Consider the following 20888-nt stretch of genomic DNA (forward strand, 5'->3'; position numbering starts at 1 on the left):
ACTATGAGCTATCGGGTCACTACTTATTATCTTTATAACAATGCCTCTATTGATATGGCCAGGCTGCAAAGTCAGATAAACCGAAGCAATGAACAAATTTCCTCCGGCAAATCGGTATTGTCGCCATCGGATGACCCTGTTGCTTCAGCACGTATTCTACAGCTTGATAACGAAATCAATCAGGCAGGTCAGTACCAAAAAAACATAACCCTGGTCGATAGTCGGTTGAAGCAGGAAGAAGGTGTATTACAGGCCGTAGAAGATGTGATTGATCGGGTTCGCGAACTGACAGTCAAAGCCGGTAACAGTGCTGTCCTGACCAGTAGTGAACGTGAAGCTATCGCGGTAGAAGTACAAGAGCGGTTTGAAGAACTGGTTGATCTCATGAACAGTAAAGACGGTAGTGGTGAATATCTGTTTTCGGGTTTCGCCGGCGATACCGAACCATTTCAACAAAGTGCCGGCGGTGGCATAGTTTACAAAGGTGATGAAGGCCAGCGCATGCTGCAAATCTCCAACTCCAGCTATGTCGCCAGCAGTGACAGTGGTAAGGACGTATTTGTTAGCATAGATTCCAGTGTCACCAGTTTTTTTACCTCTGCCGGGGAGGTCAATCGGGGTAATGCGACGATTTCGTCCGGCTTTACCCTCGACCAGGATGCGTTGGATGCTTACTACCCGGAAGATGTAGTCATAGTATTTGAGAACCCGCTTGATGTGACCCCGGCGCAAAGTAACTTCTCAGTCGTACGGGAATCCGATGGTCGGGTCATCGATGGTCTGGAGCACATTCCATTTACCAATGGCGATAAAATAGAAGTGGCTGGTGTGCAGGTGCAAATTACCGGCGAACCCAAAGCCGGCGACCGTTTTACGATCGAAACCTCTAATAAACAAGCGCTGACGACAACGATTGAGAAGTTCAATTACGCACTGACCAAAATTAGCGACAGTTCCGAATATGCAGATGCCTATGCCGCTCTGATTGCTGAGACACTCGATAATCTTGATAATGCAATCGACAATTTGTCGTCGGTCCGGGCCAAGGTTGGTGCCCGATTAAATACCACAGAAACAACGCAAAATATGCATGCAGATAACGTCCTTGCGGCGCAATCCATACAATCGAAGTTATCGGATCTCGATTACGCTTCCGCCGTTAGTACGTTGGAAATGCAGACCTTTGTGTTGCAGGCAACTCAATCTGCCTTTGTAAAAATTTCCAGTCTCAGTCTGTTTAATTATATCTCCTGATAGACCGCAAAGGGGATTAGTGACGGTTGGCGGTTTTCATTGCGGTTATCCAGACATGCAGGCTTTGAGTATTAAATTACTCGTAGAAACACTATCGCGATCAAAACGTTTGATGCCATCAAAGTCTCTGTTCATCAATTCAATCCAGCTACTCAACAAACTTCCTTGTACCCACGATCAGCAACAGGTATCCGGAAGTGTCAATGAACGTGTTACTCAGTGTAATCTATAGTGGATCTATTTGGCCTGGAAAATCAAAGAGTAGCTGCAAGTCAGTACACTGAAATCATGGGTACGGAATTTTGGTGTTTAACATGGCCTTAAAATGACGACTTAATGCCTATACCTCGGGAGCATGCTTGTATCGCATTATAGAGCGAGAAATACCAAGGGAACCTTTGCAAAATGGGCTATTTTCGCGCAGGACGTTGTCAGCCCCCGTCTCACATCCTCATTTACGCCGTTAAATGGCGGTGTTGCGAGTGGTGCTTCCTTGCCTGCATCAAGACTCTTCCTATTTTCAGAGGCCTCTTAGGTGGGCATACCAGGCAAAAGTTATAAACACATTGCTGAACAACAAAAGCGTGAGTGTTGTGAAAACCTGACTCATTCTCCAATTTTCCTTCGTGCATAGCCGTTTTTAAAACGTCCTGAAGTAATGTATCCGCATATTCATAGCACCTGGGGAATCCAGCGATGATGTATTTGCAGAGTTTATGAGAATCAGGCCACTAGAAATGGTCTTGTTCCGGGTGAATACCGGTGGCTTAGCGTAGCTGGAAAATACCGCCAGTCAATCATGTCTCTGATTTGCAATTGTAAAATTATCGGAGTTAAGTTGGCCTTTCGATAAGGGGCGGAAGTTCAACTGATTAAGAGTGGGTTTACTCCAGAGGAGTCAAAACGGGAGTGGTATATAAGCGGAATAAGTCTTTTAATTGGGTAAGGATATATTGTCTGGGTACTCTCGTCATTGGGATAGATCGCCAACAAGAAAATTTCCATGTTTTCAGCGATTAACCGTGGTTAGCTATCTTTTTCAAGGTTTAGTTCAAAACCATAATTCTTAGCGAGTTCCTGTAATGTTTCGATGCTGCCGGAGATCTCCCATTCAAACCAGTTGGTCCATTCAAACTCCAATCGAACACCCTCTTTTTCCAGGATATAACTGTCGAAATCGATGCCTTTATCGAACGCCAGCTTGCTATATTCGGACTTGACCCGCCAGCCGTGCAGCTTTATCAGAGATGCCAGAATCTCGTTTCCCAGTTCTGTTTTAATGTTGATGGCTTTCATTTAGATAATGAGTATTGTGCCGCTGCTCGTAGATGATTGACGGCTGTTGTTGGTAAGTGTTTTCTTGGTTTTATTATCGCGTTAACGAATTCATTCCATCTCAAATAGCATGTTTCCTGCTGTAACAAGTTGTTTGGTTGACAGATACTCCCCGGCTTGTGTTTCAAATACTATGGCATTTTCCAGTGTTGAAAAAAGCGCCGCGGTATAGAATGCTGAAGCAGGTTCTTTATGTGAGAAGCTATAACGAAAATGGTAAGCAACTCCCTGGTCAATAAAGCCAGCATCTGGTTCAGGCAACTGCTGAATGATTTCTTCATAGCTGATCTTATAGATTTCAAACCCTGATTGATCACCGTTAAGATTTAATGGATAGAATCCGTTTTGCTGATTCATATCCAAGGTCTCATTATAAACAATAGGCAAATTCAGTTGTTTGGCCTTTTCATTTAGATAAGCAATATCAGGTTCTTTGCTCAGAGCGATAAGTACAAATATATCCATTGCCATTAGAGGAGGCTCCAAATTTTTCAGAGGTTCCCTAAAAAACTGTGATCAGAGTTGGGCAGTATTGAATTCTGTCCGCGTTGATACATGGTGTATTACCTTAGTTTTCCATATAGACGCCCAAGATTTTAGGCCGACTGTTTAGGCAGCCTTCAATCACTAACCTTACGGGCTTACCGGCCATGTATGCAGCCAGTAAAGCAGAAATATGTGTCTTGTATCCGCTATTGTCTGAATCGGCCGTTACATACCCGTCTTTAGTATCGCAGTTCCCCTCGGTATAGTCGGCTCCTTCGATGGTCACACGTACCTGGTCCTGGTTCCACCCCGTATAATATCCGGTAATTTTTCCTACTGGTGTTTTTTCAACAGCTGCTGCATTAAAGGAAATACATAGAACTAAAAAAATAGGACTTTTTTCATTATTACTCCTGAGAAATATAATGTTGCTAATTAACTGGGTGGTTGCAATTGCTGTTTGACGGTTTTGCCGAAACAGTTTTTCTGATTGGTTTGTGGTAGTTTCATATCTTCGGCCAATCAAAACCTCGTGATAATCGGTAATCTCTCCAAAACTGTCAATTTGATAATCCAGAAAAACTACCCCAAAGTACTAGTGAAAGTTGTGGCAGCGTTGAACGGTCAACATACAGTGATAACCCAGCGGGTCTCTGTATTATCTGGCATTTTATCTTTTTGCAGTTGGCTGTTCCCAAACCGATCAAAAAACAACCAACCCATCTCTGTTTACCCCACTCAGAGGGCTGTAGTAGCATAGCCGCTATGAAAACATCTCTTGATCATCTCCCAGAGCGGAAACAACAGGATATTCAGATCATTGCGACGGTGCTGCGCGATGCGCTGGATGCATTTCAGCAGAATAAGACCGGTAGCAAGCTGAATTACCGGATTCTGAAGGTCATTTTGTTTGGCAGTTATGCCAAAGGCACCTGGGTGAATGATCCCGTCAATGGTTATGTGAGCGATTACGATATTCTGGTGGTTGTGAATCAGCCGGCGATGGTGGAAGCCTATGAACTGTGGCAGGCTGTGGAGGATCAGATCCGGCGTCGGGTGTCTGAGCCGCTGGGGTTGATCGTGCATACGTTGACGGAGGTGAATAATGCGCTGATAAAAGGGCATTATTTTTTCCGCGATATCCGCGAGCAGGGAATTGAGGTATACAGTGCCGATCACCGTGAGCTGGCAATGCCTGGGAATCTGTCGAAGGAGGAGCAGCAGGAAATTGCCCGTCGGCATTTTGCCCAGTGGTTTGAGAATGCTGATCAATTTTTTACGACGGTCCATGATGATATAAAACGTCAATGGTATAAAAAAGCAGCTTTTGAATTACATCAGGCCACAGAACGTTTCTTTTCCTGTACGTTGCTAGTCTGTACCAATTATCTTCCCAAGACTCATAACCTCGCGCATCAGCGTTCGTTGTGTACACAGCATCATCCTGAGTTTGCCGTTTTGTTTCCAGCAGATAACAAGTTCCATCGTCGCAGTTTTCAGCGGCTAAAACGTGCCTATGTCGATGCCCGTTATTCTGAGCATTATGAAATTACGTTGGAGGAATTAAATTGGCTGGTGGAAGAGACTGAAAAATTGAAGAACCTGACGGATCGGGTGTGTCGGGCGTTGTTGAGCTAACAGCGTACATTACGGGAATGAAGCCTGGTAATCACTATGTGGTACCAGGCTTTTTTTATGGAAGCGGGTTACAGATTGGCCACGGTTTTACGCGCGCCTTGTTGCAGCAGTTGCTGGTAAAAAGCGGTAACACGTTTGAGGACTTCCGGGTGTTGACCAATGTCAGCGGCGAAGATCGATTCAATGGAGAGCAGGGTTTTGACGATGTCCGCAGCGTCCTGATGACCGACAATGATTTGTTGCAGTTCCTGGACTCTGGGATCTTTAACCTCGATGGCCTGGCCCTGGTCGTCTTGTCCGCCAACGTATTTGATCCAGCCGGCAATACCCAGTGCGAGCAATGAAAAATCGCTGCCTTGCTGAAGATGATAACGCAGGCTGCCACCAAATCGTTGCGGAATTTTCTGGCTGCCATCCATGGCAATTTGCCATGTACGATGTTTCAGGCTGGGATTGGAAAAACGTTCAATCAGACTGTGAGCGTATTGATGGAGATCTGTTCCTGCCGGCATGTTTAAGGAAGGGGCCTGGGTTTCCAGCATCAGTTTCAAAGCGGTCTGTTTGAAATGCGGATCCGCCATGGTATCCGAAATGTGCTCGTAACCGGCGAGGTGGCCGAGGTAAGCCAGAAATGAATGAGCGCCGTTGAGCATTCTCAGTTTCATTTCCTCGTAAGGCACCACGTCATCGACGAATTCGGCACCAGCCAGGTTCCAGTCCGGTCTGCCAGCGACGAAGTCATCTTCAATCACCCATTGGCGAAAGGGTTCGCAGGCGATGCCACACGGATCGGATTCACCGATCACTTCTGCAATTTCATCCAGAGTATCAGTTGTGGCCGCTGGTACGATGCGGTCGACCATGGTGCAGGGGAAACTGACCTGGGTGGAGATCCAGTCGCCCAGTTCCGGATCGATCAGATTGGCAAACTGCAGTATCGCTTGTCGGGCTGTTTTGCCGTTTTCCTGCATGTTGTCGCAGGATAGTACGGTAAATGGCAGTAATTTTGCTGCTTTTCTGAGTCGCAGGGCTTCAACAATAACACCGATTGCGGACCGTGGTGCCGAAGGGGTTTTCAGATCCTGAGCAATCATCGGGTTGGTGGTTTCGAGTTTGCCGGATGCATCGACACAATAACCTTTTTCGGTAATGGTCATGGAGGCGATGGCGATCTGAGGTTCCGCCAGTTTGGCCAGCAATGCGTCCATGCCATCGCTCAATACGTGTATGGATTCGGTGACGATGCCAACGATTCTGGCATGACTGCCATCAGTGCCTTTTTCGAGTACGCTGTACAAATGCTCCTGTGCCCGCAGGGATTTTATCAGCTCACCGTTACCCATCAGGCTGACTTCACAGATTCCCCAATCGCTGTCGGACAGGTTGGCCACATCGTCGGTGTAGAGTGCCTGGTGGGCGCGATGAAAGGCGCCAAAACCGAAGTGAACAATTTTAGTGGTCAGCCGGTTTCTATCATATCCAGGTGTTTTGACCCCTTGATTCAGTGTTGCGGTGGCGATGTTGTTCATCGTTATCGTGCTCCTTACAGGCTGGCAATATCCAGGCGGTCGCCGGACACATACGTTTTTTGGTTGATGATCAGCCGGCGCGTTTCAGACTCAGGCAGTTGCAGCTGTAGGCTGGTGTAGGCCGGCTGGAATTGGCCTGTCCGTTGTATCTGCAGATTGATGTCTTGACCCGTACAGGTCATCTGAATGGCCAGGTGAAGGTATTGTTCCTGTTGATAACCATAGGATTCACCATCGTCATCAAATATATCGGTCTGGCTATGACCGCTTCCCATCAGCGGAAATATGGCCAGTTGCCGTTCATTGTCCTGATCTTTATTGACCGCAGCGGTCCGGCTGCTGGTTGGGATGACAGTCCCGGCTCTGACCAGTAGTGGGAGTTTTTCGAGTGGTGCGGCCATGGTGATGGTCTGGCCACCGCAGAACCATTGCTGATCATAAAAGTCATACCAGCCTCTTTCATTGGCAGGCAGATAAACCTGCCGCTGCCGTTGTCCGGGTTCCACGACCGAAGCCACCAGCAGATCCTGGCCCAACAGGTAATCGTCACATTCACGGAAGGTCTGCGGGTCGGCTTCATGATCCAGGAACGTCGGACGCAGTATGGGTTCGTGCTGGGAATGGGCCTGCCAGAGTGCGTTGTAAAGGTAGGGTAGTAACTGATATCTGAGGTTGATCGCCTGGCGTATGGCCGGAGTGACTTCCGGATACATCCAGGGTTCATTGACGGAGCCGTCATCATTCCAGGAATGAATGGTGAAGCGCGGATGCATGACACCATTTTGTACCCAGCGCAAAAACAGCTCGGGATCGGGTTTTCCACCGGCAAAGCCGCCGACATCATGACCGATGTTATAGAGACCGGACAAACTCATCCCCAAGCCCATTTTGATGTTGTAACGCAGGCTTTCCCAGTTGGTGCGGTTGTCACCACTCCAGGTTTGTACGTAGCGGTTCATACCGGGGCAGCCGGAACGGGAGATCAGATAAGGTCTGAGAGTCGGTGCGTGCTGTTTCTGGGCTTCATAAGAAGCTTTCATCATCAGTAGTGAATGCAGCGGACGTATCAGGCTGATAGGAATTTCGCGGCCAAAGCCGGCACAACGGGCGTTTCGATCCCAGATTTCATATTCGTTGTTGTCGTTCCAGGTGGCATCGATGCCTTTGTCCAGCAGTTGCTGTTTAACGTTGTTTTGCCACCAGGTAACGGTGTCTGGATTTGTAAAGTCCAGGTGAGATCCGTCGGCATCCCAGAATACCGAAATTTCCGGTTCTTCTGTTTCTGAGTCACGGATAAACAAGCCTTGCGCGCGGGCTTCTTCATAACGTGGATGATCGTGAAGCATACAGGGCTTTATGTTCGCGGCCAGTTTGACCCCGTGCTGGTGAAAGTAGTCTGACATCGCTTCCGGTGACGGAACTTTATCGTGGTTCCAGTTGAAGACGTAACGCTTGTTACCGATGGAGGTATAGCCGGAAGACAGCTGAAAAGAATCACAGGGAATAGCCTGTTCGGCACACTGATCCACAAACCCCTGTAGCAGTTCCTGAGAGTTGGGGGCATCGGTGTATTGCATGGTGGAACCGCTGTAACCCAGGCTCCATTTCGGGCCGAAGATAGTGCCACCGGTCAGCTGTACGAAGGCTTTGGTGATATCCAACACTTTGCTGCCGTACATGAAATACAGATCCATATCGCCATCTTCGGCACGGTAACTGCGATATTTTATGTGGTAGTTATCCAGCTCATTACCAAGGTCGAACCAACTGCTCGCCAGATTGTCGTAGAACAAACCATAGCTGGCGGTATCGCGACGTGTGATGTAGAAGGGGATATGCTTGTAGAGGGGATCTGTTTTGCTAGCATCGTAACCCATTGCGTCCAGGTTGCGCATTTCAAAGCGCCGGCCGGCGCGGTTGAGATCTCCGGTTTTTTCACCTAAACCATAGTAGAACTCATCGTCGTGACGGTGCATAAAATGGGCGACGCCGTTGTCTTGGGGGGAGATCTGGAATGCGCCGGTTTTACGGTCTTGGGCGAAAGACTGCCATTGGCCGTTAATCTGCTGCTGCCATTCCATCCATAAGGGATTGTGAATGACCAGGCGTAAGGTGTCGGTGGCAATGGTTATTTTGTTTTCGTCGTGTACAAGATGAAACTCAGGTAAGGTGAAGCCTTCCACGGAGTCTCTGCTTCTGCCCTCCCATTCGGTATCATGTTTGTCTGGACTTACGGTCCAGGTGCGATCCAGTCGGAATTGGTTATCGCGTTTGATCACGATCCGGAATAGGTTTTGTTCCAGCACGTAGACCCGCAGAGTGTGTTTGCCGTCAAACCTGAGGCTAACCTGGTGTTGATCGTGTGTTTCCAATACCCAGTGTTTTAGCGTTTTCATAGGTTCTGTTCCTTTATGCCTGGCATTTGTCAGGCCGTAAATAACGTTGATTCGTTTGCCTGTCACCTTGGAGCATGGTGACAGGCGGGTATTACCCATTTATTCAGGAGAGAAGATGAGGCTCAGAGTTACCTGTTTACCGGTAACCCAAAAATACCTGAGGCAGAATCAGGGTGATTTCCGGCAGGTAGGTTACTAACATTAGAGCCAGCACCAGCACGGCATAAAATGGCAATAGTGGCTTGATCACTTTATCGATCTTGACATTACCGACCGAGCAACCGACGAATAACGCACTGCCAACCGGTGGTGTGCAAATACCGATGCAGAGGTTGAAAGTCATCATGATACCGAAATGAACAGGGTCCATACCCAGATCCATGGCGATGGGCAGAAAAATGGGGGTGAAGATCAACAGCGCAGGAGTCATATCCATAAATACGCCAATGACCAGCAGAATGATATTGATCAACAGTAGTATGACGATGGGGTTGTCGGAGACCGCCAGCAGAGCATCGCTGATCATATAAGGAATATCTGCATTGGCCATCGCCCATGACATGCCCATGGATGCGCCGATCAGTAATAGCACGATAGAGGTTGTCATCACGGATTCGAGGACAATCTTCGGTAATTGGGATATTTTGACTTCACGATAAAACACCACGGCGAGTAACAGGGTGTAGACAACAGCGATGGCTGATGCTTCCGTTGCTGTAAAAATCCCACCAATGATGCCGCCAATAATCACGATAATAAGACCGAGACTTGGAATGGCCTGTAGGGTTTTCTTGATAACTTCCTGAAAAGCCGGTTTTGGCGAAACGGGGTAATTGTGTTTGCGGGCCATGATGCCAGCCACAATCATCAGGCTGACACCCATGATAATACCCGGAATATATCCGCCTAAAAACAATGCGCCGATGGATGTTCCACCGGAAATCAGCGAGTAGACGATGAAGGTATTGCTGGGCGGAATCAGTAGCCCGGTCGGGCATGAGGTGATGTTAACTGCTGCTGAGTAGGCCGGGTCATAGCCTTCTTTGCGTTGCAGTGGTGCCATGGTGCCACCCACAGCAGCGGCGGAGGCTACGGCAGAACCCGAAATTGATCCAAACATCATATTGGCGAGTATGTTGACGTGTGCCAGAGACCCTGGCAAACGCCCGCCGATGACTTTGGCAAAGTCGATAAGCCGCATGGCAATGCCACCCTGGTTCATGATGTTGCCGGCTAAGATGAAGAATGGAATGGCCAGCAACGAAAAACTGTCCAGTCCGGAAGCCATTTTTTGCGAAATCACCGATATGGCGGCGTCAAACGGCAGTGCTAACAGGATGGTTAAGAGTGAAGAAACACCTATTGCGAATGAAATAGGTACACCCAACCCGAGAAAGATGAAAAAGGTACCGAAGAGTACGATAAATACCAGCCATTCCACGTGTGTATTCCTTATATTTGTTCTTCAGATGAATGAGAAGTCGGGTTCTTCAGTGTGTTAAAGCACTGAATGAAATCCTGGAACAGATAAACCAGCATAAAAATGCCGCTCAGGGGAATGGCGGAATAGATCCATCCCATTTCTACACCCAGCGCTGGAGAGACCTGGCCAGTGGAGAGAACCTGGATGACCAGTTTGGTGCCACCATAAGTCATGATGACGCCAACAAAGAACAGACTGATCAGATTGATAATCAGACGTAGTATGTTTTCTTTGCCAGGGTTGTTTTCCAGTTTCTGGGCCAACAAATCAATGGCGAGATGTTTCTTCTGGCCGAGAGTGTATGCCGCACCCATCAGACCAACCCAGATAAATAGGAAGCGGGCTATTTCATCGGTATATGTGCTGGGACTGCTCAGAACATAACGGGAAAATACCTGCCAGACGACACATGCAACCAATACACTGCACAGGCTGACACAGAAGGTTGCAAGTACCTTGTTCAATAACCTGATGATTTTATTCATATTTTTTCCAGGCGGATGAGAATTGTTGTTTGTTGTTAGGCACAGTGAAACGTGCCAAGTTCACCATTCATAAAAGGTTAACCAATTGGCCATAAATTACCAACCAAAATTTTGGTTTTCATTCGTTACAGCAACGACTATGATGATATTGGTCAACCAAAATGAAGATATTGGTTGAACTATGCACACATTTAGTGAACTCTGATACGGAAGGCGCTTGCAAGCCATGAAACTGGTTGCCAGTCAGTCTCGGTTATCAATCCAATAATCTAATAAATACAAGATGGAGTTCTTATGCAATTCAATCGCAAGACAGTTCAGGCAGTGGTCACGGGCATTGTGTTCGCAGCGGCTTCCAGCCTGGCATCAGCAGCAACCATTCTGAAGTTGAGTCATAACCAGGATCAAAAGCACCCTGTGCATCTGTCCATGAAATACATGGCGAAGAAAGTGAAAGAATATACTAATGGAGAAGTACGGATTCGTATCTATCCTAACAGTCAGCTTGGTACTCAGCGTGAGTCGATGGAGTTGCTGCAGAGCGGTGCTCTTGATATTGCTAAAACCAATGCCAGTGAGTTGGAGTCATTTGAGCCTGCTTATGGTGCCTTCAATATTCCTTATATTTTTCACGATCGTGATCATTTTTATCGCGCTTTGACCGGTAAAGTAGGGGATGACATTCTGAATGCCTCTGCTGGTAAAGGCTTTATTGGTCTAACATACTATGATGGTGGTTCACGGAATTTTTACGCTCAGAAGCCAATCAAGTCTCCTGCGGATCTGGTAGGTATGAAGATTCGTGTTCAGCCAAGTCCTACAGCGGTTGAAATGATCAAGCTGATGGGAGGATCACCCACGCCGCTGGCATACGGCGAATTGTATACCGCTTTGCAACAGGGGGTTGTGGATGGTGCTGAAAACAACCCTACCGCGTTGACCAATTCCCGGCATGGTGAAGTTGCCAAGTTTTACAGTCTTGATGAACACACTATGATCCCTGATGTACTGGTGATTGGTGAGAAAAGCTGGAAAAAATTAACGCCGGAACAGCAAGTGGCGGTGAAGAAAGCAGCTAAGGAATCCATGTTGTATCACAAAGATCTGTGGACCAAAATGATTAACGAGGCTGTTGATCAAGCAAAATCCTCAATGGGTGTTACATTTGTCGATGTGGAAAAACAACCTTTTATCGACGCGGTAAAACCTATGCATGACGCTGCGTTGAAAAATTCTGAGATCGCTCAGTATGTCAAAGAAATTGATGCGCTGGCTAACTGAGAATACGTTTATGAGTCGGACAGAAAGCCAAACGGCTTTCTGTCCGAAGCGCAGGAGTTGTTTATCTATATGGTTATGTAGGTAATAGATGTATCCGATTGACCATTTAATTGAGCAGGATAATATTGTTCATAGCTGATAACTGTAGGTATCGAACGGATGAACCTGGAAATTGTGACAACTAAGAGACTGTATCAGGAAATAGGCATAGAGTTACAAAACCGAATGTCATCTGGACAATATAGAGTTGGTGACCGGTTGCCTCCTGAGCGCAATATTGCCGAAGAACTGGGAGTGAGTCGTTCAGTTGTCCGTGAGGCGATTATTATGTTGGAGCTTCAGGGATTTGTTGAAGTTCTGAAAGGTTCCGGTGTTTATATTCTGCAGTTGCCCGGTGAAACCAGTGCCGATAAAGAGAGCAGTACTGATCAGAAATCCACTGATGTTGGTCCGTTTGAATTGTTACAGGCCAGGCAGGTGATTGAAAGTCAGATTGCCAGTTTTGCGGCTAATAATGTTACCAAAAATGACATTTTCCGTCTCAGGCATTCTCTGGATGAAGAGCGCAAAAGTCTGGAAACCGGAAAGTCTGATTATGATGGTGACCGTAGCTTTCATTTTATTATTGCCGAGGCCTCACAGAACAGCGTGTTAAGCGACATGATTAAGGAGCTGTGGCGTCGTCGGGAACAGAGTCCTATGTGGCAGCAGTTGCATACCAGGATCACTAATCACGCGTATCGCTATAAGTGGTTGGATGATCACGAAAAAATTCTGCTGGCTTTGCAGAAGTGCAGCCCGGATGGTGCCAGAGAGGCAATGTGGCAGCATATTGAGAATGTCAAACAAACTTTGTTTGAATTGTCCGATGTGGATGATCCGGAATTCGATGGCTTTTTATTCAGATAACTTTTTTACGTTTTTTAGTAAGGGCTAGACAATGGAACAAACCTGGCGTTGGTACGGACCTGATGATCCCGTATCGCTTGATGACATCAAACAGGCCGGCGCGACCGGTATTGTGACGGCTCTGCACCATATTCCCAATGGTGAGGTGTGGAGTACCGAAGAAATTCAGGCACGCAAAACAATGCTTGAAGCCAAGGGATTCCGCTGGTCGGTAGTAGAGAGCGTTCCCGTTCACGAAGAGATTAAAACCCGTAGCGGACAGTATGCGTTATGGATCAAAAATTATCAGCAAACACTGATTAATCTGGCCAGTTGTGGCGTTGATACAGTGTGCTACAACTTTATGCCGGTACTGGACTGGACCCGTACAGATCTGGAGTATGAGTTGCCAGATGGCTCAAGGGCATTACGATTCGATCAGATTGAATTTGCGGCGTTTGATTTGTTTATTCTGAAACGACCAGGTGCAGTAGCGGAATATTCAGAAACTGAACAACAGCAGGCTAAGGCCAAATATGAGTCTATGACTGAAGAGGCCAGACAAAAACTGGTTTCTAATATTATTGCCGGTCTGCCGGGTGCAGAAGAAGGTTATACACTGGATGAGTTTCAACAACGACTTGATACCTATAAGGATATTGATAAAGCAAAACTCCGTGAACATATGGTTTTGTTTTTGCAGGAGTTGATTCCTGTTTGTGAAGCGCACGGTATCAGGTTGGCGGTGCATCCGGATGATCCACCAAGACCCATTCTTGGATTGCCAAGGATCGTATCCACCATTGAAGATATCGAAGCACTGACTTCGGCGGTGCCCAGCAAAATGAATGGGATTACCATGTGTACCGGGTCTTATGGTGTGCGGGGTGATAATGATCTCGTTCATATGATTGAAACTTACGGCGAGCGTATTTATTTTACCCATCTGCGTTCCACTCAAAGAGAGGACAACCCGTTAAGTTTTCATGAGGCTACGCACTTGGAAGGCGATGTTGACATGTACAAGGTCATCAATGCACTGCTTAAGGAAGAGAAACGCCGTTCAGTTGAAAAAGATGCTCCGTTGATCCCCATGCGACCGGATCATGGTCACCAAATGATTGATGATTTGCGTAAGAAAACCAATCCGGGGTACTCCTGTATCGGCCGACTGAAGGGTCTGGCAGAAATCAGAGGCCTTGAACTGGCATTGCGCCGGACATTTTACGAATAACACCTCCTAAGTGGTTTGGCGGGCAGGTGAAGTACTCCCTCCTGTTTGTCACCGCTTTGCTTGTGATGGTGAGCTCTCCTGCCGGAACCTGGTTCCGGCTTTTTTATGGCCTTGAATCCTGCAGCTGGGAAAATCTTGAGTATTTTGGGCTATCCTGATGTATATCTGCTCACGGGATATGCAATCGTCTTGGATCTTTACTGAAAACAATCACTTTCTCAAGGTTGTAATTCTGATATCCAGATCAACTAGTAGTAGCCTTTATCCGTTGCAAATATCTTTTAATCTGACCAGGAGAAATATATGAGTATAGTAAAAGCATTTGGCGCGGTTTCGCCGACTTCTGGAGTTGGTGCACTAAAAATTGAGCGTAGGCAACTGCGCGACAATGATGTTGCTATTGAAATTGACTATTGCGGAGTTTGTCATACCGATATTCATTTTGTCGAAAATGATTGGGGAGCCACCCAGTACCCGGTGGTGCCAGGGCACGAGATTATCGGCCGTGTGACCGCTGTGGGCACGGCTGTAACCAAATATAAGCCCGGAGATGTTGTTGGGGTGGGGTGTCTGGTGGACTCATGCAAGGAATGCAGCGCATGTGACCATGGTTTGGAGCAGTACTGCGAGAATGGCATGGTAGGCACATATGGTGGTGTCGATCGCATTGACCATACCCCAACCCATGGTGGTTACTCAGAAAGTATCATCGTACGGGATGAATTTGTGTTAAGTATTCCTGAACAATTGAACCGTGCGACGGCTGCGCCACTGTTGTGTGCCGGTATCACCACCTATTCGCCGTTGCGTCATGTTGGCGTGAAAGCCGGCGATAAAGTTGGGGTTATTGGTATGGGGGGGCTCGGTCATATGGGTGTCAAATTTGCCAAAGCACTGGGAGCTGAGGTCACTCTGTTTACCCGCTCCAAGTCCAAGGAAGAAGAGGCCAGAAAACAGGGCGCGGATCATGTCGTGATCTCAACGGATACTGCCCAGATGAACGCTGTGGCTGACACATTCGATTATCTGTTGGATACCATTCCGGTCACTCATGACTTCAATCCTTATCTCAAATGCTTGAAATTTAGTGGCAAGCATATGGTCGTTGGTCAGCTGTCGCCACTGGAACCCGCACTCGGACTTGCTGCACTGGTGACCAAACGCCGTTCTCTGATGGGATCAATGATCGGGGGGATAGCTGAAACGCAGGAGATGTTGGAATTCTGTGCAGAGCATGGCATTGAGTGTGATGTGGAAATGCTGGATATTGAAAACATTAATCAGGCGTATGATCGGATGAAGAAAGGTGATGTCAGATATCGATTCGTGATTGATATGAAATCACTGAAGCAGGATTAATATTTAATCTGGTTGATCAGGGACACACAATGATCGATGTGTCCCTGCAACTAACAAAGTTATTGAGCGTTATAGGTTTCAAATTCAGCAACAGCCGGCGTCCCGGAAGCACTGGTGATATTGAAATCCAGTTTACTCAGGTTGGTGCTGTTGAACTTGATCGTGCCTGCACCATTACCTGATTTCAACGTTGCGCCAGTGTCATGGTTTACCAGTGTCCAGGAGCCAATGCGTCCCTGGGATCCAGGCGCTTCACGAATAACGACTGTATTCACGGTTTTGCTGCCACCCCATTTAATAGAGATTCGTCCGGTTGAACCATTGGGTGACCAATAGGTACTGGTATCGCCATCACGGACATTACCATAGCTGGTGCCAGAAGCTTTGCTGGAACCATCTGAGCCAGCGCCGATAGACAGGTTGGTGCCTAAATTGCCGCCATTGTTTCCACCGTTGTCACCGCCATTGTTTCCACCATTGTCACCGCCGTTGTTTCCACCGGATGTGCTGCAAGAGCCGTTGGATTCTTTCAGACCGTTGTTGGCGCCTGCGGCATTGGTCACAATGTTTTTAACGCAGTTGGCTCCATCAAGACGATAGTTGTAAGGAATGGTGATAGATGTTGTAGAGGAGGGGTTCGGGCCTGCCGGATGTTCGTTAGCTGTTTGCTTCCAGGTAACATTCTCAAAGATATTGCCACTGATATCCCAGTAGCCCATTTCGTTGGTATAGAATGTGCCAATTGGGTTGTTTACGCCGTTGAAATGGTTATTTTCTGCCTTGATGGAACCACCGATGCGAGGGTTCATGGCTGATTTGGAAACATTGGTATAGTAGTTGTTGTAGGCATGGGCTGTCCCATGTCTTAAAAGTGGCATGCGAGAATCGACTTCGTCATACCAATTGTGGTGGAACGTTACGTAGGTGTTGTAGGTATCGCTGTCGCTGGAACCCACGAGTCCGCCACGACCTGAATGATAAAACTTGTTATAAGAAACAGTGACATATTGAGTGGTGCTTTTCATGTCCACCAAAGAATCGTAACCACTGCTTTCGCCACCGGAAGCCTCTAGGGTGTTGTGGTCAATCCAGATGTTGTGAACATTTTTTTCCATGCCGATGGCATCACCACCATTGGATGTTGGATAACCGGATTTTTTAACGTTTTTAACATTAATGTTCTGAATAATGATGTTGGAGGCTTCACGAATATGAATACCGATCTGGTCGAATACCGCACCGCTGCCGATTCCGATCAGAGAGATGTTTTTAACTTTTTTGAATTGAATTGAATCACTGGTGGTATCGCAACTACCGGATACTTTGCTGGTATTGCCATGATTGATGGTGCCGCTGACATAAATAATCAGTGGAGATTCTGTTGATGCCCGATTACACATGGCCTGGTTGATCTGAGTCCCGGTTGAGGCATATACCACGTTGCCTCCCTGTCCGCCTGTAGTTCCTCCATTCAGCGTCGCATATCCCTCCAATGTTGCTGCGAAAACCGGGCTGGCCATACCTAAAGTGCCTGCCAGGCCAAGTGTTGTGCTCAGAAAAGCTCGTTTTTTATTCAACATGAAGTATTACCTTTCATTTGTCGTTTTTTTAAAGTATTTCCCCGATTTTCGATAAACGATTATTCGGGATGGCTTTTGCGATACCTATAAAATGAATGCACGGCTCATTTATCGGTAGGCTAAAAAAACTGAAGTTTGTGGTTTGATGCACATTTTCTTTAAGTTACTGGTGCTAAAGAGGATGCTGTAGTCAATGAATTATTATTCATATTTTATTTGATGATGTTAGTGAATAAGTTTGCATTTGTCTTGGTTTTTTTTCGAAAAACATATGGCTTTGTTAATTTTTTTTGTTTCATTTTTTATAAAATTTATAAGCGTGTCTGTTTCACTTTGTTAGAGAATTAAAAGCATTTATATAAGGAAAAAATCAATATTTTTTGTTTTTGTTTTTATAACGTTAACATAAAAACTTAGTGTTTTTATAAAAGTTCTTTGATAGACATTTTTTTATATGACTTTTCAGTTCAAAATGTTTTTTAAATATGTCTGTAGTTTTTGGAAGCCTCTGAAAAATAAGCCATTTTTGATCTAGGCAGGGACGCACCATTCGTAAAGCCATCACTAGAAAGAGTGCCATGTTAAAACGGAGTTGACGATGTTCTGTGCGGAAATAAGCCATTTTTCAGAAATTCCCGGAATATATATTCACATTGTGATATCGGATTTGCCGGCTATTGCATCGTTGAAACCGTTTCCGTGATATGTCCTGGCTGGTTGTCCCATTCCTAATATTAGTGTTGGTTCTGTTTGCACTTGAGAATAAGGTGCTATGTACCTGATCGTCAGATTTGGGTTCAGGGTGGGGGTTTTCTGTATTATCTGGCCAGGATTATATTAGGGGAGCTTCCGGTTTAAAAAGTGCTGTTCTTTCTGTTTTAAATCGGTTAAAAATCCTTCCCCCTTCTTCTCGCATTTCCTGATGTATAAGGATATAGATAATGTTCAAACTTATGGGCCGTTTTCCCGCAGTTGTCTGGGTGATCATATGGGGGACATTCCTATCCCGATTCACATATTTCATGGTGTGGCCGTTTTTGGCTGTGTTGTTGTATCGACAGTTTGGTATGAGTGAAGGAGAGGTTGGTTTGATCCTGGGGCTGGGGGCTTTATCCGGCACCACAAGTGGGTTATGGATTGGCCATCTTTCTGACCGAATTGGTCGCAGTAAAATCATTTTGACAGGATGTGGTTTAGGCGTATTGGCATTTCTGTCTATGGCAACAGCCCACCAGGTTTACAGTTATATCTTCGGCATTATGGCAACCGGGATTTCCCGCGCATTGCTCGAACCGCCAGGCAAGGCACTGATCAGCGATGCCATAGAGGATATTCCTGTTCGCGAAATGGCCTTCCATCTGCGTTACTACGTGTTGAATCTCGGAGCCGCAGCAGGGCCAGTGGTTGGTCTTACGTTTGGGTTGGTAGGTCAGCAACAGACTTTCCTGTTAACTGCACTGAGCTTTGTACTGTATATGGTGGCTTTGATCGTCGTTCTAAGACGTGACATGCGGGAAGTCGTACCCTCTTCGAAGTCTGTTGCTGGTGGATTGGCTGCAACCATGGCTCTTTTGATGCAGGATCGGGCATTTTTACTATTGGTATTGGCCAATATTCTGGTGATGTTGTGTTATGCCCAGCTCGAGGCGCCGTTGCTACAGTATCTGAGTCTGGCGGGTGCCGATTATGCCGTGTCGCTGATGACCTGGCTGGTGGTGGCCAATGCTGCGACCATTCTGTGTCTACAGTTTCCGTTATTGAAACTTATGAGGCTCTGGCCGCTGGATACCCGTATCAATGTCAGCCTGATGTTTTTTGCACTGGCATTTATCATGTTTCTGCTGATTCCGCCCGAAAGTGCCGGGTTATGGATATTGGCCGTTGTTGTGTTGTCGGCAGGAGAGGTTGTGCTGTTTCCGACGTTGGGATTAAAGATAGACCGACTGGCTCCCGCTCACTTGAAAGGCAGCTATTTTGGGGCTGCCGGGTTGTATGGCTATGGCTATGCCCTCGGGCCGATTGTGGGCGGATTTTTGCTGCAATATTATGGTGGCCAGGTGCTCTGGGGAACGATGTTCCTATTGGTTATGCTGGCGCTCGTGCTGGTTTATCGGTCCCGCAATGCCCCAAGGCCGGTATTTGAGACCGAGCTGACGGCATCGCAATGACTTTGCGCCGGTGACGAGCAACCGGGATGGGTAGTCGCAGAAATACGAATACCCATGTTCCTCCGTCCTGGCTTAGCCGTTGCGGTAGAGGTAGCTGTAACCATTGATGGCCGGCACGCCACCGAGGTGAGCGTAAAGTACCTTGGCACCTTTGGGAAAATAACCTTTACTGACCAGATCAATCAGTCCTTGCATGGACTTACCTTCATATACCGGGTCCGTCATCATGCCTTCGAGTCTGGCCACCAACCGGATGGCTGCGTTGGTTTCTTCAGATGGAACACCATAGGCAGGGTAGGCATAGTCATCCAGAATGATTATATCGTCTGCTGTTAAGTCCTGTTCCAGTTCTACCAATGCTGCGGTGTTTTGGGCGATTCTCAATACCTGGGCATGGTTTTGTTCCGGTGTTCCGGAGGCATCGATACCGATCACATTTCGGGCTCGACCATCGGCCGCAAAACCGACCACCATACCGGCCATAGTTGAGCCCGTGACGGTACACACCACAATATAGTCGAAGTTAATGCCCAGTTCGGCTTCCTGCTGGCGGACTTCCTCCGCAAATGCGACATACCCGAGACCGCCATATTGATGTTCCGATGCACCGGCTGGAATCGGGTAGGGGGTGCCCCCGTTACGTTTGACATCTTCAAGGGCGTTTTCCCAGCTTTCCCGTATGCCAATATCAAACCCTTCTTCGATCAATTCGACATCGGCTCCCATGACCCGACTCATCAGAATGTTGCCGACCCGGTCATAAACGGCATCCTGAAACGGTACCCAGCTTTCCTGCACCAAGCGGCATTTGAGCCCTAGTTTGGCAGCTACGGCAGCGACCTGTCGGGTGTGGTTGGACTGTACTCCGCCAATGGTAACTAATGTGTCCGCACCGGAGGCCAGGGCATCCGGGATAATATATTCCAGTTTGCGTATTTTGTTGCCACCAAAAGCCAAACCGCTGTTGCAGTCTTCGCGCTTGGCATAAATGTCCACATGGTTGCCGAGGTGTGCTGAGAGACGACTGAGTTTTTCAATTGGAGTCGGACCAAACGTCAGGGGGTGGCGTGCAAATTTGTCCAGTTTCATGGTGAATCTCCCAAGAGGGTGAAATGTTGTTGGAAAAATGGCGGTCGACCTTGATAACAGGCTACTGGAGTTTGGCAGAAATGTGCTTTCTATTTTTGGGTATTTACTGATGGAAAATTTCATATATATTTATATTAGTGATTTATTTATGCCATTAAATGCTTGAAAACGGAATAAAATTTCATGACCGAATTGCTGGATCGTATTGACCGTCAATTGTTGCGATTATTGCAGCGGGATGGTGGTTTGAGTAACGCTGAACTCGCCAGAAAAGTGAACGTCAGTCCGGCCACTTGTTTTCGGCGCGTGGAACGTTTGCATAAGGGGGGTCATATTCGAGGCGTCTATGCCGATATTAACCCGGACAGTGTTGATATGGGGGCATTGGTTATTGTCGGAGTCGTACTGGATCGCTCCACGCCGGAAAGCTTCGCTGAATTCGAGGCCGCTATTGTTAAGCTCAACGTTATCATTGATTGCCAGTTGGTGGCCGGTGAGTTCGATTATTTTCTGCGCGCCAGAGTGAATGATATTGCTGATTTCAACCGTATTCATGCCACTCAGCTAATCTCTCTGCCTGGAGTTCGGCAAATTCGCACGTTTTTTGTTATGAAAGAAGTGATCGACCATGCCCCGCTTAATTTCTGATCATGTCGTATCAGCTGGTCAAATTGTAATCAATA

At 47.0% G+C, this 20888-nt stretch carries 18 protein-coding genes; 8 read left to right on the forward strand and 10 right to left on the reverse strand.

Going from position 1 to position 20888, the window contains the following annotated elements; translation table 11 throughout:
• Window positions 1–3 precede the first annotated feature (3 nt).
• The gene (flgL, locus tag ACQY6I_RS11770; RefSeq protein ID WP_428241687.1) at window positions 4–1254 is read left to right on the forward strand and encodes a flagellar hook-associated protein FlgL; all 1251 of its coding nucleotides are present in this window, start codon (window positions 4–6) and stop codon (window positions 1252–1254) included.
• A gap of 520 nt (window positions 1255–1774) precedes the next feature.
• Here the strand turns inward: flgL and ACQY6I_RS11775 are convergent.
• The 4 genes from ACQY6I_RS11775 to ACQY6I_RS11790 all read right to left on the reverse strand — a co-directional run bounded on the left by ACQY6I_RS11775 (window position 1775) and on the right by ACQY6I_RS11790 (window position 3601).
• On the reverse strand, window positions 1775–1864 hold the full coding sequence (locus tag ACQY6I_RS11775; protein ID WP_428241688.1) for a DMT family protein: 90 nt from the start codon (window positions 1862–1864) through the stop codon (window positions 1775–1777).
• Between the two features lie 416 nt (window positions 1865–2280).
• Window positions 2281–2550 carry a hypothetical protein gene (locus ACQY6I_RS11780; protein ID WP_428241689.1) on the reverse strand — a complete coding sequence of 90 codons (270 nt, stop codon included), beginning with the start codon at window positions 2548–2550 and terminating at the stop codon, window positions 2281–2283.
• A gap of 90 nt (window positions 2551–2640) precedes the next feature.
• Entirely contained in the window at window positions 2641–3060 is a 420-nt protein-coding gene (locus tag ACQY6I_RS11785; RefSeq protein WP_428241690.1) for a hypothetical protein, read from the reverse strand.
• 97 nt (window positions 3061–3157) lie between these two features.
• Window positions 3158–3601 carry a hypothetical protein gene (locus ACQY6I_RS11790; RefSeq protein WP_428241691.1) on the reverse strand — a complete coding sequence of 148 codons (444 nt, stop codon included), beginning with the start codon at window positions 3599–3601 and terminating at the stop codon, window positions 3158–3160.
• 239 nt (window positions 3602–3840) lie between these two features.
• Here ACQY6I_RS11790 and ACQY6I_RS11795 point away from each other — a divergent pair, with 239 nt between their 5' ends.
• Window positions 3841–4713, forward strand: a complete 873-nt coding sequence (locus tag ACQY6I_RS11795; RefSeq protein ID WP_428241692.1) for a HEPN domain-containing protein — start codon at window positions 3841–3843, stop codon at window positions 4711–4713.
• A gap of 68 nt (window positions 4714–4781) precedes the next feature.
• On the opposite strand, the gene ACQY6I_RS11800 is transcribed toward ACQY6I_RS11795, so the two are convergent.
• The 4 genes from ACQY6I_RS11800 to ACQY6I_RS11815 form a co-directional block, all read right to left on the reverse strand.
• On the reverse strand, window positions 4782–6242 hold the full coding sequence (locus ACQY6I_RS11800; RefSeq protein ID WP_428241693.1) for a mannitol dehydrogenase family protein: 1461 nt from the start codon (window positions 6240–6242) through the stop codon (window positions 4782–4784).
• A gap of 14 nt (window positions 6243–6256) precedes the next feature.
• A complete protein-coding gene (locus ACQY6I_RS11805) occupies window positions 6257–8638 on the reverse strand; it encodes a TIM-barrel domain-containing protein (protein WP_428241694.1) in 2382 nt (793 codons plus the stop codon).
• A gap of 136 nt (window positions 8639–8774) precedes the next feature.
• Window positions 8775–10079, reverse strand: a complete 1305-nt coding sequence (locus ACQY6I_RS11810; protein ID WP_428241695.1) for a TRAP transporter large permease — start codon at window positions 10077–10079, stop codon at window positions 8775–8777.
• An 11-nt stretch (window positions 10080–10090) separates the two neighbouring features.
• Complete coding sequence (locus tag ACQY6I_RS11815; protein ID WP_428241696.1) at window positions 10091–10606, reverse strand: TRAP transporter small permease; 516 nt, start codon at window positions 10604–10606, stop codon at window positions 10091–10093.
• Window positions 10607–10900: 294 nt separating this feature from the next.
• On the opposite strand from ACQY6I_RS11815, the gene ACQY6I_RS11820 reads away from it, so the two are divergent.
• The 4 genes from ACQY6I_RS11820 to ACQY6I_RS11835 all read left to right on the forward strand — a co-directional run bounded on the left by ACQY6I_RS11820 (window position 10901) and on the right by ACQY6I_RS11835 (window position 15368).
• Window positions 10901–11887 carry a TRAP transporter substrate-binding protein gene (locus ACQY6I_RS11820; protein ID WP_428241697.1) on the forward strand — a complete coding sequence of 329 codons (987 nt, stop codon included), beginning with the start codon at window positions 10901–10903 and terminating at the stop codon, window positions 11885–11887.
• Between the two features lie 159 nt (window positions 11888–12046).
• On the forward strand, window positions 12047–12796 hold the full coding sequence (locus ACQY6I_RS11825; protein ID WP_428241698.1) for an FCD domain-containing protein: 750 nt from the start codon (window positions 12047–12049) through the stop codon (window positions 12794–12796).
• 31 nt (window positions 12797–12827) lie between these two features.
• On the forward strand, window positions 12828–14009 hold the full coding sequence (uxuA, locus tag ACQY6I_RS11830; protein ID WP_428241699.1) for a mannonate dehydratase: 1182 nt from the start codon (window positions 12828–12830) through the stop codon (window positions 14007–14009).
• 303 nt (window positions 14010–14312) lie between these two features.
• A complete protein-coding gene (locus tag ACQY6I_RS11835) occupies window positions 14313–15368 on the forward strand; it encodes an NAD(P)-dependent alcohol dehydrogenase (protein WP_428241700.1) in 1056 nt (351 codons plus the stop codon).
• 59 nt (window positions 15369–15427) lie between these two features.
• Here the strand turns inward: ACQY6I_RS11835 and ACQY6I_RS11840 are convergent, their stop codons facing one another.
• Window positions 15428–16948, reverse strand: a complete 1521-nt coding sequence (locus ACQY6I_RS11840; RefSeq protein WP_428241701.1) for a pectate lyase family protein — start codon at window positions 16946–16948, stop codon at window positions 15428–15430.
• 941 nt (window positions 16949–17889) lie between these two features.
• Here ACQY6I_RS11840 and ACQY6I_RS11845 point away from each other — a divergent pair.
• Window positions 17890–19116 carry an MDR family MFS transporter gene (locus ACQY6I_RS11845; RefSeq protein ID WP_428241702.1) on the forward strand — a complete coding sequence of 409 codons (1227 nt, stop codon included), beginning with the start codon at window positions 17890–17892 and terminating at the stop codon, window positions 19114–19116.
• 72 nt (window positions 19117–19188) lie between these two features.
• On the opposite strand, the gene ACQY6I_RS11850 is transcribed toward ACQY6I_RS11845, so the two are convergent.
• Window positions 19189–20205 (reverse strand): 1-aminocyclopropane-1-carboxylate deaminase, encoded by a 1017-nt coding sequence (locus tag ACQY6I_RS11850; RefSeq protein ID WP_428241703.1) that lies wholly within the window; start codon window positions 20203–20205, stop codon window positions 19189–19191.
• A gap of 183 nt (window positions 20206–20388) precedes the next feature.
• Here ACQY6I_RS11850 and ACQY6I_RS11855 point away from each other — a divergent pair, with 183 nt between their 5' ends.
• On the forward strand, window positions 20389–20853 hold the full coding sequence (locus tag ACQY6I_RS11855; RefSeq protein WP_428241704.1) for an AsnC family transcriptional regulator: 465 nt from the start codon (window positions 20389–20391) through the stop codon (window positions 20851–20853).
• The last annotated feature ends 35 nt before the right edge of the window (window positions 20854–20888 follow it).

Origin of the sequence: Gynuella sp., from assembly GCF_050297175.1 — a bacterium.
In the GTDB taxonomy this organism is placed as follows: Bacteria; Pseudomonadota; Gammaproteobacteria; order Pseudomonadales; family Natronospirillaceae; genus Gynuella.